Origin of the sequence: Photorhabdus sp. S10-54, from assembly GCF_963878145.1 — a bacterium.
Taxonomy (GTDB): Bacteria; Pseudomonadota; Gammaproteobacteria; order Enterobacterales; family Enterobacteriaceae; genus Photorhabdus; species Photorhabdus kayaii.
In genome coordinates this window covers 60,441-74,270 of record NZ_CAWNXG010000012.1, presented here as the reverse complement: position 1 = coordinate 74,270, position 13,830 = coordinate 60,441, and the positions used below count along the sequence as shown (strand labels likewise).

14 protein-coding genes and 2 tRNA genes are annotated in these 13,830 nt (G+C 44.3%); 3 read left to right on the top strand and 13 right to left on the bottom strand.

What is annotated here, in order from left to right:
• Nucleotide 1: 1 nt before the first annotated feature.
• The 9 genes from nusA to rlmE all read right to left on the bottom strand — a co-directional run bounded on the left by nusA (nucleotide 2) and on the right by rlmE (nucleotide 7,894).
• On the bottom strand, nucleotides 2–1,510 hold the full coding sequence (nusA, locus tag AACQ83_RS09150) for a transcription termination factor NusA (RefSeq protein WP_112877192.1): 1,509 nt from the start codon (nucleotides 1,508–1,510) through the stop codon (nucleotides 2–4).
• Nucleotides 1,511–1,531: 21 nt separating this feature from the next.
• A complete protein-coding gene (gene rimP / locus AACQ83_RS09145; protein WP_146747889.1) occupies nucleotides 1,532–1,984 on the bottom strand; it encodes a ribosome maturation factor RimP in 453 nt (150 codons plus the stop codon).
• 211 nt (nucleotides 1,985–2,195) lie between these two features.
• Nucleotides 2,196–2,272: transfer RNA gene (locus AACQ83_RS09140), tRNA-Met, on the bottom strand.
• Nucleotides 2,273–2,330: 58 nt separating this feature from the next.
• Nucleotides 2,331–2,419: transfer RNA gene (locus AACQ83_RS09135), tRNA-Leu, on the bottom strand.
• 57 nt (nucleotides 2,420–2,476) lie between these two features.
• Complete coding sequence (gene secG, locus AACQ83_RS09130; protein ID WP_112877190.1) at nucleotides 2,477–2,815, bottom strand: preprotein translocase subunit SecG; 339 nt, start codon at nucleotides 2,813–2,815, stop codon at nucleotides 2,477–2,479.
• 176 nt (nucleotides 2,816–2,991) lie between these two features.
• Nucleotides 2,992–4,329: a phosphoglucosamine mutase gene (glmM, locus tag AACQ83_RS09125; protein WP_112877189.1), complete on the bottom strand. Its 1,338-nt coding sequence runs from the start codon at nucleotides 4,327–4,329 to the stop codon at nucleotides 2,992–2,994.
• Entirely contained in the window at nucleotides 4,326–5,171 is an 846-nt protein-coding gene (folP, locus tag AACQ83_RS09120) for a dihydropteroate synthase (protein WP_112877188.1), read from the bottom strand. The genes glmM and folP overlap by 4 nt, the downstream gene beginning before the upstream one ends.
• Nucleotides 5,172–5,254: 83 nt before the next feature.
• Nucleotides 5,255–7,216: an ATP-dependent zinc metalloprotease FtsH gene (ftsH, locus tag AACQ83_RS09115; protein ID WP_192881002.1), complete on the bottom strand. Its 1,962-nt coding sequence runs from the start codon at nucleotides 7,214–7,216 to the stop codon at nucleotides 5,255–5,257.
• A 48-nt stretch (nucleotides 7,217–7,264) separates the two neighbouring features.
• Nucleotides 7,265–7,894 carry a 23S rRNA (uridine(2552)-2'-O)-methyltransferase RlmE gene (gene rlmE / locus AACQ83_RS09110; protein WP_112877186.1) on the bottom strand — a complete coding sequence of 210 codons (630 nt, stop codon included), beginning with the start codon at nucleotides 7,892–7,894 and terminating at the stop codon, nucleotides 7,265–7,267.
• Between the two features lie 140 nt (nucleotides 7,895–8,034).
• Between rlmE and yhbY the strand changes: the two genes are divergently transcribed.
• Nucleotides 8,035–8,328 carry a ribosome assembly RNA-binding protein YhbY gene (yhbY, locus tag AACQ83_RS09105; RefSeq protein ID WP_112877185.1) on the top strand — a complete coding sequence of 98 codons (294 nt, stop codon included), beginning with the start codon at nucleotides 8,035–8,037 and terminating at the stop codon, nucleotides 8,326–8,328.
• A gap of 132 nt (nucleotides 8,329–8,460) precedes the next feature.
• Here the strand turns inward: yhbY and greA are convergent, their stop codons facing one another.
• Nucleotides 8,461–8,937 (bottom strand): transcription elongation factor GreA, encoded by a 477-nt coding sequence (greA, locus tag AACQ83_RS09100; protein ID WP_112877184.1) that lies wholly within the window; start codon nucleotides 8,935–8,937, stop codon nucleotides 8,461–8,463.
• Between the two features lie 260 nt (nucleotides 8,938–9,197).
• Here greA and dacB point away from each other — a divergent pair, with 260 nt between their 5' ends.
• Nucleotides 9,198–10,646 carry a serine-type D-Ala-D-Ala carboxypeptidase gene (dacB, locus tag AACQ83_RS09095; RefSeq protein ID WP_112877183.1) on the top strand — a complete coding sequence of 483 codons (1,449 nt, stop codon included), beginning with the start codon at nucleotides 9,198–9,200 and terminating at the stop codon, nucleotides 10,644–10,646.
• A gap of 54 nt (nucleotides 10,647–10,700) precedes the next feature.
• Here dacB and cgtA read toward each other — a convergent pair whose 3' ends face one another.
• From cgtA to rplU, 3 genes are all read right to left on the bottom strand, one after another.
• On the bottom strand, nucleotides 10,701–11,876 hold the full coding sequence (gene cgtA / locus AACQ83_RS09090) for an Obg family GTPase CgtA (protein WP_112877182.1): 1,176 nt from the start codon (nucleotides 11,874–11,876) through the stop codon (nucleotides 10,701–10,703).
• A 127-nt stretch (nucleotides 11,877–12,003) separates the two neighbouring features.
• Nucleotides 12,004–12,261: a 50S ribosomal protein L27 gene (gene rpmA / locus AACQ83_RS09085; RefSeq protein ID WP_036776537.1), complete on the bottom strand. Its 258-nt coding sequence runs from the start codon at nucleotides 12,259–12,261 to the stop codon at nucleotides 12,004–12,006.
• 19 nt (nucleotides 12,262–12,280) lie between these two features.
• On the bottom strand, nucleotides 12,281–12,589 hold the full coding sequence (gene rplU / locus AACQ83_RS09080) for a 50S ribosomal protein L21 (RefSeq protein WP_011148618.1): 309 nt from the start codon (nucleotides 12,587–12,589) through the stop codon (nucleotides 12,281–12,283).
• Nucleotides 12,590–12,840: 251 nt separating this feature from the next.
• Between rplU and ispB the strand changes: the two genes are divergently transcribed.
• Nucleotides 12,841–13,812 (top strand): octaprenyl diphosphate synthase, encoded by a 972-nt coding sequence (gene ispB / locus AACQ83_RS09075; RefSeq protein WP_112877181.1) that lies wholly within the window; start codon nucleotides 12,841–12,843, stop codon nucleotides 13,810–13,812.
• Nucleotides 13,813–13,830 lie beyond the last annotated feature (18 nt).

Below are 13,830 nucleotides of genomic sequence, written 5' to 3'. Positions count from 1 at the left end.
ATTACGCATCATCGCCAAACCAACAGATATTTCGGGCAGCCATGATGAGCTCGCCTGTTTTCTCATCATTCAAACCTTCAATATCAGATAGGTCGTCGATACCCTGCTCGGCAAGATCTTCCAGCGTATAGATGCCACGGGCAGCCAGGTCAAATGCCAGAGTACGATTCATACCAGTCAGATTTAACAACTCTTCAGTTGGTTGTTTATCACTGAGGCTTTCTTTCTGAGCCAGTTCCAGAGTAGTTAAAGCAGCTTTCGCACGTTCACGCAGGACTTCGATAGTTTCCTCATCAAGGCCTTCAATTTCCAGAAGTTCCTTAATTGGTACATAGGCCAATTCTTCCAGAGTTGAGAACCCTTCTTCGACTAGAACGGTAGCAAATTCTTCATCAATATCGAGATGCTTAGTGAATGTATCAATAGAAGCATGAGCTTCTGCCTGATGTTTTGCTTGTAACTCTTCAGCAGTCATGACATTTAATTCCCATTTGTCATCACCACGGTGTTTTTTCAACAACTGCGCAGCCAGACGCACATTTTGACCATTACGGCCAATAGCCTGCGCTAAGTTGTTGCTTTCAACGGCAACATCCATCGTACACTTGTCTTCGTCGACAACAATAGATGCAACATCAGCCGGAGCCATAGCATTAATGACAAACTGAACAGGATTATCATCCCACAGTACGATATCGATTCGTTCGCCGCCCAGTTCACTGGAAACAGCCTGTACTCGCGCACCACGCATGCCAACGCAAGCACCTACCGGATCGATACGCTTGTCATTCGTTTTTACTGCAATCTTAGCGCGAGAGCCCGGATCTCGGGCAGCAGCTTTAATTTCAATTAGCTCCTCACCAATTTCCGGAACCTCAATACGGAACAGTTCAACCAGCATTTCCGGGCGGGAACGACTGACAAACAGTTGCGCACCTCGCGCTTCAGGACGAACATCATACAGTACACCACGCACTCGGTCACCTGGGCGGAAATTTTCCCTTGGTAACATATCTTCGCGAAGGATAACGGCTTCAGCATTATTGCCCAAATCAAGAGTGATATTCTCACGATTGACTTTCTTAACTACACTGGTGATGATCTCACCTTGCTGTTCGCGAAACTGGTCAACAACCATAGCGCGCTCAGCCTCACGTACTTTTTGTACAATAACCTGTTTAGCGGTTTGCGTTGTAATACGATCAAACGTTACTGATTCAATTTGATCTTCGGTATAGCTACCCAAATCGATTTCAGGCTCTTCAAATCTAGCCGCTTCCAGCGTAATTTCACGAGTCGGCTGAGTCACTTCTTCAACAACTAACCAACGGCGGAAAGTGTCAAAATCGCCAGATTTACGGTCAATGCTGACACGAACATCAATATCTTGTTCATATTTTTTCTTGGTGGCTGTGGCCAATGCTGTTTCCAGCGCCTCGAAGATCTTTTCGCGTGGAAGGGATTTTTCGTTGGAAACCGCTTCCACAACAGCCAGAATTTCTTTATTCATCCTAGTTGCCTCATCCGAACTTTAAAAGTGGGGTACCAGGTTCGCTTTCTGGATGTTGCTCAGTGCGAACACTTCATCTTTTCCATCCACCGTAACCGTGATAATTTCGCCGTCGACAGTTTTGATAATGCCCAGCCATTTCCGACGGTTTTGCATTGCTATACGTAAAACCAGACTGACTTCCTCACCAATAAAACGCTGGTAATGTTCAGCCGTGAACAATGGACGCTCTAAGCCAGGTGAAGAAATTTCCAGGTTATAAAGCACTGAGATAGGATCTTCGACATCCAATACCGCACTGACCTGGTGGCTAACATCAGCACAATCATCAACAGTGATACCATTCTCACTATCAATATAAATCCGCAATGTAGAAACACGTGCACGAATAAACTCCAAGCCGACTAACTCAAAGCCTAAAGCTTCAACTGGTGCTGAAATCATCGCTGTTAATTTTTGCTCTAATGTGGACAAGCCCACCCCCAAGACATAAAAAAAGGGCTAATTAGCCCAGTAGTTCTGTTGTCAAATAACAAAAAACCCCGAAATTCGGGGCTTTATGCAACTGGACCCTATTTGCTGCCAGTGGCTTCAACCACTCACTTTATGCCCCTTTAAATCAGAACCAATATTTCAAATATTGCTGAATTATTTCGTTCAAAAAGGTGCATCTTAATTTAAGAAGTGGTTGCGGGAGCCGGATTTGAACCGACGACCTTCGGGTTATGAGCCCGACGAGCTACCATGCTGCTCCATCCCGCGTTCGAAAACGTGGCAAATATTACGCCGATAGCTGCAAAAACGCAAGCTATCCGAATAATGGTACCGAGGACGGGACTTGAACCCGTAAGCCCTAGTGTGGGCACTACCACCTCAAGGTAGCGTGTCTACCAATTTCACCACCTCGGCACTACTATGAGGTTATCGCTGATTAAACAACCCCATTTCAATTCTTTCTTGTGACGATTACTGCGGAATATCACTATTTGGTGCTGCCGGGGCCGTCGGAGTCTCCATCGGTTTCTCAGCTTTAACAGGCTCGCCAATGTTCTCCCATTTACTGCTTACACCCGTTTGGTTACTTGTCATATTTCCAAGCACCAAACTAATAATAAAAAACAGAGTGGCGAAAAGCGCAGTCATACGAGTCATAAAGTTACCAGAGCCCGATGAACCAAACAGCGTTGCAGAGGCACCCGCACCAAAGGAAGCACCCATATCAGCACCTTTACCCTGCTGTAGCATAACCAAGGCAATTAGCCCTATAGCAACTAGCAAGAAAACAACTAAAAGAGCTTCATACATATGTCGTACCTATGTCCTCGTGGGGTTTACCACGGTTTACGTGGCTACCTTATACTGCATCACCCACTCAAACAGGCTAATCACCTGACCGAGTGGGTCTGAATACTAACCAAACCACATCTGATACGCAAGGTTAATTTCAATAATCAGAATTACTTGAAGAAAAAAACAACAAATTAACCAGCGTGTTTCACTGCATCAGCAATACGATGGGCCAAAGCAGTGACTTGTACATCATCTTCACCCTCTACCATGACACGAATCAATGGCTCAGTACCAGATTTACGTAACAATACCCGTCCACGGCCATTTAATTCAGCTTCAACAGATTTAGTAGTATTCATTACGCTTTCCGATTTAAGTGGATCGTGTGAACCGGAGAAACGAACATTTACCAGCACCTGCGGCAAAAGTTTCATACCACTACACAGATCGTGCAAACTCATATGGTTACGTACCATAGCACTCAGAATCTGAAGGCCAGCAACAATGCCGTCACCCGTAGTTGTTTTATCCAGTAAGATAACATGACCAGAGTTTTCGGCCCCTAAACGCCAGCCTTCTTCCTGCAATTTTTCCAGCACATAACGGTCACCCACTTTAGTACGCAAAAATGGAATACCAAGCTGCTTCAATGCTAACTCCAATCCCATATTACTCATCAGCGTACCAACAACGCCACCACGCAGTTGTCCTTGTCTCAATGCTTCACGGGCAATAATATAAAGGATCTGGTCGCCATCAACTTTCTGTCCCAAATGGTCAACCATAATAACGCGATCACCATCACCATCAAATGCCAAGCCAACATCTGCTTTCTCTTCTACAACACGTTGTTGCAACAAACGAACATCGGTAGCACCGCACTTTTCATTAATATTGATACCGTTTGGTTCACAGCCAATCGTCACAACATCAGCCCCTAGTTCTCTGAGTACATTTGGAGCAATGTGGTAAGTCGCACCGTTAGCGCAATCAAGTACAATTTTCAATCCATTAAGACTTTGCTCACTTGGAAATGTACCTTTACAGAATTCGATATAACGACCAACAGCATCAACAATACGATTTGCGCGCCCTAACTCTGCGGATTCCACACAAGTCAGTGGCTTTTCCATTTCAGCCTCAATCGCTTCTTCCACATCATCCGGCAGTTTCGTACCATCAATAGAGAAGAATTTAATACCGTTATCATAATAAGGATTATGAGAAGCAGAGATAACAATTCCAGCTTCAGCACGGAAAGTTCGGGTCAGATAAGCAACAGCAGGTGTTGGCATAGGACCAGTGAACGAAGCAGATAAACCAGCCGCAGCTAAACCTGCTTCTAAAGAAGATTCCAGCATATAGCCAGAAATACGGGTATCTTTACCGATAATGATCTTACGAGAACCATGACGAGCCAGTACCTTACCCGCAGCCCAACCAAGCTTTAACACAAAATCTGGCGTAATTGGGCTATCGCCCACTTTGCCACGGATACCATCGGTACCAAAATATTTGCGGTTACTCATAATTTCTTTTCTTCCTTCGCTGAAAGTGTTGCTCCGACAATGTGCATTGCCTGCACGGTTTCTTTGACATCATGTACCCGGATAATTTGCGCTCCTTGCATAGCAGCGATAACTGCGCAAGCTACACTACCGATAACCCTTTCTTGTGGCGGCACATGAAGCAACTGACCTATCATAGATTTACGTGACATTCCTGCTAGCACAGGTAAACCAAATTGATGAAATTGGTTTAAATGTGCCAGTAACTGATAATTATGCGTCAAGTTCTTGCCAAAACCGAAGCCAGGATCAAGAACAAGTTTATCTTTTGTTATCCCTGCCATCACACAACGTTTAATTTGCTCAGTAAAAAATTGGTTCACTTCTATTAACAAATTTTCATAATGTGGAGCATCCTGCATAGTACGTGGTTGGCCTTTCATATGCATCAAGCAAACGGGTAAGCCAGATTTAGCTACGCTTTCCAAAGCACTAGGCTCTTGTAATGCACGAATATCGTTAATCAAATGGGCGCCAGCTTTTGCTGACTCACTCATCACCAATGCTTTCGAGGTATCAACAGAAATCCAGATATTAAATCGTTGAGCTAAAGCCTCAACAACCGGAACAACACGATCCACTTCTTCTTGTTCACTAACTTCATCAGCTCCCGGACGGGTAGATTCCCCACCGATATCAATGATCGCAGCGCCTTCATTAATCATCTTCTCAGCATGTTGTAAGGCCATATCCAGAGTATTATGAGCCCTACCATCAGAAAATGAATCTGGAGTCACATTCAAAATACCCATTACTTGTGGGCGGGAAAGATCGAGAACATTGTCTCTGGCTCTGAGTTTCATGTTAGGTTACCTTCAATGTCAAAACCCCAGGACTTACCTGGGGTTTCATGAATATCAAATCAGACTACGAAACAATGGAACAATTACTGATCTTTATTTCCTGACTGCCCTACTTGCTCACCACCTTGCGCCAATGTATTGATATCATCAGTTGGTTTTGCAGCCTGTGGAGGAGGTGTATTACCTGTTGAGCGACTGCTATTACTGCTGCCGCTATCACTTTCCCATCCTGCTGGTGGACGAACATTTGTACGATTCATTAAGTCATCAATCTGGGGAGCATCAATAGTCTCGTACTTCATCAATGCATCTTTCATCGAATGCAGAATATCAAGGTTGTTCATCAGAATCTGACGAGCACGTTGATAGTTATGATCGATAATTGCCTTAACTTCCTGATCAATAAGACGAGCAGTTTCATCAGACATGTGTTTAGCTTTAGCAACTGAACGGCCAAGGAACACTTCTCCTTCTTCCTCTGCATAGAGTAATGGGCCAAGTTTTTCCGAGAACCCCCACTGAGTTACCATGTTACGGGCAATTGATGTCGCCACTTTGATATCGTTAGATGCACCAGTAGAAACGCTGTCTGGGCCATAAATAATCTCTTCCGCCAGACGACCTCCATATAAGGTTGAAATCTGGCTTTCCAACTTCTGGCGACTAGCGCTGATCTGATCGCCTTCCGGTAGGAAAAAAGTCACACCCAAAGCGCGACCTCGCGGAATAATGGTAACTTTATGAACAGGATCATGCTCAGGAACCAGACGGCCAATAATGGCATGGCCTGCTTCATGATAAGCAGTTGATTCTTTTTGCTCTTCCGTCATCACCATAGAGCGGCGTTCTGCGCCCATCATGATTTTGTCTTTCGCTTTTTCGAATTCAACCATAGAAACTACGCGTCTGTTACCACGGGCAGCAAACAAAGCAGCTTCGTTCACTAGGTTAGCCAAATCAGCACCAGAGAATCCAGGAGTACCGCGAGCAATGACAGAAGCATCAACATCAGTATCCAGAGGAACCCGGCGCATATGAACCTTCAGAATCTGCTCGCGACCACGTACGTCTGGCAAACCAACAACAACCTGACGGTCAAAACGACCAGGACGCAACAACGCAGGATCAAGTACGTCGGGACGGTTAGTCGCGGCAATAACGATAATACCCTCATTGCCTTCAAAACCATCCATCTCAACTAGCATCTGGTTCAGAGTCTGCTCACGTTCATCATGACCCCCACCCAAACCAGCACCACGCTGACGGCCCACCGCATCAATCTCATCAATAAAGATGATACAAGGTGCTGCTTTCTTCGCCTGCTCGAACATATCACGAACACGGGATGCGCCAACACCAACAAACATTTCAACAAAGTCAGAACCAGAGATAGTAAAGAACGGCACTTTCGCTTCACCAGCAATTGCTTTTGCCAGTAAAGTCTTACCCGTACCCGGAGGCCCAACCATCAGAATACCTTTCGGAATTTTTCCACCTAACTTCTGGAAGCGGCCTGGTTCTCGCAGATATTCCACCAGTTCACCAACTTCTTCTTTCGCTTCGTCGCAACCAGCAACATCAGCAAAAGTGGTTTTAATCTGATCTTCTGTCAGCATACGGGCCTTGCTTTTACCAAAAGACATTGCCCCTTTACCGCCACCACCCTGCATCTGACGCATAAAGAAAATCCAGACCCCAATAAGCAGTAACATCGGGAACCAGGAAATGAAAATAGAAGTTAGCAGACTTGGTTCCTCTGGGGGTTCACCAACCACTTTTACGTTTTTATTCAGTAACGTATCTAGCAGTTTTTCATCCTGTACTGGTAGGTAAGTGGTGTATCTGCTGTTATCTTTCCTACTAACGTTAATTTCACGACCTGTGATACGAACTTCGCGCACCTGATCCTGGGCTAATTCATTGATGAAGGTAGAGTAATCCACCCTACGACTATTGGAATCGCTGGGACCAAAACTCTGGAATAACGACATCAGCACAACTGCGATAACTAACCAGAGAATCAGGTTTTTCGCCATGTCACTCAAGGGATTAACCTCATATTACAACTGTGTTAACAAATAGCATTCAGGGTACTATAGTTTCCGCCCTGTCGCTACAATGTATACTTCACGCGATCGGGCCCGCGAAGCGTCTGGCTTACGAATTTTCACGTTCGTAAATAGGGAGCGCATTTCCCTCAGGTATTCATCAAAGCCCTCTCCCTGAAACACTTTGACAATAAAACTCCCCCCAGGGGCCAGCACATCACGACACATATCTAACGCCAATTCAACCAGATACATGGATCGAGGAATATCGACCGCAGGTGTTCCGCTCATATTGGGTGCCATATCCGACATGACGACCTGGACTTTGTTATCACCAACTCGTTCAAGCAATGTTTTCAATACAAGTTCATCACGAAAATCACCCTGAAGGAAATCGACGCCAACAATGGGATCCATCGGTAAAAGATCACAGGCAATCACTCGCCCATTATCACTAATTTGACTCACTGCGTACTGAGACCATCCACCAGGAGCTGCGCCTAAATCGACAACGGTCATGCCAGGCTTAAAAATTTTGTCACTTTGTTGAATTTCATCAAGTTTAAACCAAGCGCGAGAACGAAGCCCTTTTTTCTGTGCTTGCAGAACATATTTATCACTAAAGTGTTCTTGTAACCAGCGACTGGAGCTTGCCGAACGTTTTTTATTGGCCATTGTCCTTTCCAACTATACTACGAATAAAGAGCCAGATATCTATTGCTCCATACACCAAAACCACAACACACTATTTATGGTGATAGAGATGAGATGGCGGTAGAATGTCTCGTTTTCAATCCTAACTAAGCAAAAAAACAATGGCCCTTAACAAAAAACAAGTACAACACCTGAAAAGTCTCGCTCACCCGCTAAAACCTGTCGTCATGATTGGTAATAACGGCCTGACCGAGGGTGTGTTGGCCGAAATTGAACAAACGCTGTCACACCATGAGCTTATCAAAGTCAAAATCGCAGGCGAAGATCGCGAAACCAAAAATTTGATCGCCGATGCAATTGTCCGCGAGACCGGTGCATATAATGTGCAAATTATCGGTAAAACTCTAGTTCTTTACCGCCAATCGGAAGAACGCAAAATTATTTTACCTAAATAATCAAACCACATTTATATAAAATGCGGTGCGCATATTATGATAAAAAAGGCCATATTCGGCCTTTTTTACTTTTCCACGATCCTTATGTAACTTTACCTAACGTAAATCAATAGCAACAGGCCAATCCCGAAGTTAAATATATTCAACTTTCAGGATTTCATATTCAACTTCACCACCTGGTGTTTTGATAATAACAACGTCATCAACTTCTTTACCTATCAAACCACGGGCAATTGGTGAATTCACTGAGATTAAATTTTCTTTAATATCCGCCTCATCATCACCCACAATCCGGTAAGTCTGCTCTTCATCAGTATTAACATTCAAAACCGTAACTGTAGTCCCAAAAATAACACGTCCAGCCTTGGGCATCTTTGTGACATCAATCACTTGTGCATTAGAAAGTTTAGCTTCGATTTCCTGAATACGGCCTTCGCAGAAACCTTGTTGTTCACGAGCAGCATGATACTCAGCGTTTTCTTTCAGATCACCATGTTCACGCGCTTCAGCAATGTCTGAAATAATTTTTGGACGACGTACGTTCTTTAGATAATCTAGCTCTTCGCGCAACTTATCCGCGCCACGTACCGTCATTGGAATCTGTTTCATTTATTAATCCTCTAAATCTTTTCTGAGCAAAAAACCAGCATCATCCTGATGTTTTCAGATAACAGCACAATGAGCACACCTTATCGGGCGGGCTTACAGACAATAAACAATAGTGCAAACCATAGGACTACCCAGAGTTCACAATCATATTTTACATATTAATATATCATTCTAACGTAGACTTGGTGATGGGTCATCGTTTACTTTTCCCCACTTTGCGCCTTAGTATTGTGGTATGTCTACATCCATATGCGAAATTTATGTCCTTCTTTAAAATTGCCGGCAGATTAATTTGCGTTACCGCTCTGTATCTGACTACACCCAACGCAAACGCCACACCTGTTGAGGAATATACGCAATATCTGCCTGATGGTACTAATCTGGCGTTAATCGCTCAAAAAGCGGGTAGCAGTACCCCGTTAATTGATTATCACGGGCAACAAATGGCTCTACCAGCAAGTACGCTGAAAGTTGTCACAGCTCTTGCAGCATTGTTACAACTGGGTAAAGATTATCGCTTTATCACCACATTGGAAAGTCACGGAAAAATTTCAAACGGCGTCCTGAGAGGGAATTTGATTGCTCGTTTTGTCGGAGATCCGACACTGACCCGTCAACAACTTCGCAATATGGTCACAGTTCTGAAACAATCTGGCGTGGAAAAAATTGACGGCGATCTTCTGATAGATGTTTCCACCTTTGCCAGCCACGATAAAGCTCCCGGTTGGGTATGGAATGACATGACCCAATGTTTCAGCGCTCCCCCTGCTGCCGCAATTGTAGATCGAAATTGTTTTTCAGTTTCGCTATATAGTGCTGAACGCCCCGGTGATACTGCATTTATCCGCGTAGCATCCTTTTATCCCGTAAATATGTTCAGCGAAGTTAAAACGTTGGCAAAAGGCTCTCCTGAAAGCCAGTACTGCGAACTGGACGTCGTTCCCGGAGAACTGAACCGTTTTACTCTTACCGGATGCCTTACTCAACGCAGTGAACCGTTGCCACTGGCTTTCGCGATTCAAAATGGTACCAGCTATGCGGGGGCAATCCTCAAAAATGAATTGCAAATTGCAGGAATTGAAATCACAGGTAATCTTAAACGCCAAAGTTTACCAACTGAACCGGGAAAAGTTCTGGCTCAAAATCAATCAGCACCATTACATGATCTGCTGAAAGTCATGCTAAAAAAATCTGACAATATGATTGCTGATACCGTATTTCGGATAATAGGCCGACAACACTTTGATATACCAGGAACCTGGCGTTCAGGCTCTGATGCGGTAAGGCAAGTATTAAAACAAAAAGCGGGTATCGATCTAGGAAATACCGTGATGGTGGATGGCTCAGGATTATCCCGCCATAATCTGATTACTCCAGCAACCATGATGGAAGTATTACAGTTTATTGCTCAACATGATCAAGAATTAGATTTTATTTCCATGCTGCCATTAGCGGGTCATGATGGCACATTAAGATACCGAGGAGGGCTGGACGAAGCAGGAGTAAACGGAAAAGTTTCGGCTAAAACCGGTGCCCTGCAAGGAGTTTATAACTTAGCTGGCTTTATAACCACTGCTAGCGGTCAACAAGTTGCTTTCGTACAATTTATTTCTGCTTACGCCGTACCGCCAAAAGAGCATCGCAACCGTCGGGCCCCTTTAATTCGATTCGAAAGCAGGCTGTATAAAGATTTATACCAACACAACTGATAAAATTGGCGCCACAAAGATGGCGCCCTTAGCTATGATGAGAAAGTGAAAAAATCAGTGTTTGTAAATAACTTCAACGCCTTCATCGTCATCTTCGTCCCAATCGTCATCCCAGTCATCGTCTATTTCCGAAACCTGTTCCAATTGCTTCTTATGGTAGTCATCCCACATGAATTCAACTTTCTCAGGCTGAGCTTCACCTTCTGTTCTGCTCATATTACGAGGCTGAGTTTTCATAAACTCCATAATATCCCAGCAAAGCGCTTTAACTCCCAGGCGATTTATCGCTGAGATCACATAAAAGTCGCCTTCCCAACCCAATTCATCAGCAATAGCTTGGGCACGCTGTCTAGCTTCTTCTGGCTCCAACAGATCAACTTTATTGAACACCAACCAACGTGGTTTCTCTGCCAATTTTTCACTGTATTGCTGTAGCTCGTTGACAATAATCCGGGCATTTTCAACAGGATCTGATTCATCAACAGGACAAATATCGATTAAGTGCAGCAATACCCGGCAACGTTCCAGATGTTTCAAGAAGCGAATACCCAAGCCAGCGCCATCGGAAGCACCTTCAATGAGCCCTGGAATATCAGCCACAACGAAACTTTGTTCGTTATCCATCCTTACTACACCCAAGCTTGGTACCAGAGTGGTAAATGGATAATCTGCAACTTTTGGTTTAGCGGCAGAAACAGCACGGATAAAGGTGGATTTGCCTGCATTTGGCATCCCTAGCATACCAACATCTGCCAACAACATCAGTTCCAGCATCAATTCACGAGTTTCACCTGAAGTCCCCATCGTTCTTTGACGAGGGGCCCGGTTAACAGAAGATTTAAAGCGGGTATTGCCAAGCCCATGGAATCCACCTTTTGCTACCATTAGACGCTGTTCATGACGAATCATATCGCCTAAAACCTCACCGGTTGCTGCATCACGGACACGGGTCCCAACAGGGACTTTAATCGTGGTATCCTGACCACGCTTGCCTGTACAATCACGGCTTTGGCCATTTTGTCCACGTTCTGCCCGAAAAGATTTTTCAAAACGATAGTCAATCAGTGTATTGAGATTTTCATCTGCTAGCAGATAAACATCCCCACCATCCCCACCATCCCCACCGTCTGGCCCACCTTTCGGAATATATTTTTCACGACGGAAGCTGACACAACCATTGCCACCATCCCCTGCAACAACCAGTATTCTGGCTTCATCTACAAATTTCATATTTTTTCTCCGTATGATAGCCATTACAGTGCTGGACGGCCGTGTTACCCAGAGATGGCGTACTTTAGAATATAAAAAGCCCCGCAACACATGCAGGGCTTCTGATTCGGTTTATAACTCGAAAAACTTATTCAGCTTCGATGCTGATAAATTTGCGGTTTTTCGGGCCTTTAACTTCGAATTTAACTTTCCCGTCAGCTAATGCGAACAGGGTGTGATCACGACCACAACCAACGTTATCGCCAGCGTGGAATTTAGTACCACGTTGACGAACAATGATGCTGCCTGCTAATACAGACTCGCCACCAAAACGTTTTACACCCAGACGTTTGCTTTCAGAATCGCGGCCATTACGAGTTGAGCCGCCAGCCTTTTTGTGTGCCATTAATCTGCTCTCCTAAATCTTAAGCGATGCCAGTGATTTTAACATCGGTGAACCACTGACGGTGGCCTTGCTGCTTACGGCTGTGTTTACGACGACGAAACTTAACGATTTTAATTTTCTCGCCACGACCGTGGGCAACCACTTCAGCTTTGATTTTAACGCCTTCAACGACAGGAGCGCCGATTTTGATGTCATCACCATTAGCGACCATCAGAACCTGGTCAAACTCAACAGTTTCACCCGTTGCGATGTCCAGCTTTTCCAGGCGAATTGTTTGACCTTCGCTGACTCGGTGTTGTTTACCACCACTTTGGAAAACCGCGTACATATAAACTCCGCTTTCCGCACGCCCCCTTAAATATCATTCCAGAGCGCACTATAAATATTCATAATAGGGCGCGAATTCTACGCAAAAAAGCCTAAGAAGACAAGAGCAGAATTAGAGCAGATGATAAAAAAACACAGTTGCTGAATTGTCATTTATTTAGACTGTTTTTCGAGTACAATCAAGACACAGCAATAACTATTTTAATGTTAATATGAACATAACTCTGCATTAAAACCCATAGCCGAAAAAATATGAATTTAGAATCCATTATCAAGCTAACCGCTGATGATATGGCAGCGGTAAATGAAACCATTCTTAGTCAGTTGAATTCTGACGTTACTCTTATCAATCAGTTGGGCTACTACATAATCAGTGGTGGTGGAAAACGCATTCGCCCAATCATTGCCATCCTGGCTAGCAGAGCATTGGGTTATCAGGGTGATAAGCATATTACTGTTGCTGCATTAATTGAATTTATCCACACAGCGACTCTGTTACATGATGATGTAGTGGATGAATCAGACATGCGACGTGGCAAAGCGACTGCCAATGCCATGTTTGGTAATGCAGCAAGCGTGCTGGTTGGTGATTTTATATACACGCGCTCTTTCCAGATGATGACAGCGCTTAACTCCATGCGAGTTCTTAAATTGATGTCAGAGGCAACCAATGTTATCGCTGAAGGCGAAGTTTTACAGTTGATGAACTGCAATGATCCAAATATTTCTGAAGATGATTATATGCGGGTGATTTACAGTAAAACAGCCCGATTGTTTGAAGTCGCCGCGCACTCTTCCGCAATTCTATCTAACGCCACCCCAGAGCAAGAAATGGCTTTACAAAATTACGGACGTTATTTAGGTACTGCATTCCAGTTGATTGATGATTTACTGGATTATAATGCTGATAGCGATACATTAGGCAAAAACACCGGTGATGATCTTAACGAAGGTAAACCGACATTGCCCTTGCTACACGCTATGAATCATGGCACTCCAGAACAATCAGCACTTATCCGTGAAGCAATTAAAAAAGGTAATGGCCGCCATTTACTCGAAACCGTACTAACAACCATGAAACAGTGCGGTTCACTGGAATATACCCGTAAACGAGCAGAGGAAGAAGCAGATAAAGCAATAGCTGCTTTGCAGGCACTGGAAAACTCCCCATACAAGCAAGCACTCGTGGGGTTAGCCCATATTGCCGTACAACGCCTTTCTTAATCGATAGAACGAAACCTG

Excerpts from the sequence above, each read along its gene's own strand:
- rlmE (WP_112877186.1), bottom strand. The coding sequence starts at position 7,894 with ATGGCCAATAAAAAACGTTCGGCAAGCTCCAGTCGCTGGTTACAAGAA.
- folP (WP_112877188.1), bottom strand. The coding sequence starts at position 5,171 with ATGAAACTCAGAGCCAGAGACAATGTTCTCGATCTTTCCCGCCCACAA.
- rplU (WP_011148618.1), bottom strand. The coding sequence starts at position 12,589 with ATGTACGCGGTTTTCCAAAGTGGTGGTAAACAACACCGAGTCAGCGAA.
- ispB (WP_112877181.1), top strand. The coding sequence starts at position 12,841 with ATGAATTTAGAATCCATTATCAAGCTAACCGCTGATGATATGGCAGCG.
- greA (WP_112877184.1), bottom strand. The coding sequence starts at position 8,937 with ATGAAACAGATTCCAATGACGGTACGTGGCGCGGATAAGTTGCGCGAA.
- dacB (WP_112877183.1), top strand. The coding sequence starts at position 9,198 with ATGTCCTTCTTTAAAATTGCCGGCAGATTAATTTGCGTTACCGCTCTG.
- cgtA (WP_112877182.1), bottom strand. The coding sequence starts at position 11,876 with ATGAAATTTGTAGATGAAGCCAGAATACTGGTTGTTGCAGGGGATGGT.
- glmM (WP_112877189.1), bottom strand. The coding sequence starts at position 4,329 with ATGAGTAACCGCAAATATTTTGGTACCGATGGTATCCGTGGCAAAGTG.
- rpmA (WP_036776537.1), bottom strand. The coding sequence starts at position 12,261 with ATGGCACACAAAAAGGCTGGCGGCTCAACTCGTAATGGCCGCGATTCT.
- yhbY (WP_112877185.1), top strand. The coding sequence starts at position 8,035 with ATGGCCCTTAACAAAAAACAAGTACAACACCTGAAAAGTCTCGCTCAC.
- secG (WP_112877190.1), bottom strand. The coding sequence starts at position 2,815 with ATGTATGAAGCTCTTTTAGTTGTTTTCTTGCTAGTTGCTATAGGGCTA.
- nusA (WP_112877192.1), bottom strand. The coding sequence starts at position 1,510 with ATGAATAAAGAAATTCTGGCTGTTGTGGAAGCGGTTTCCAACGAAAAA.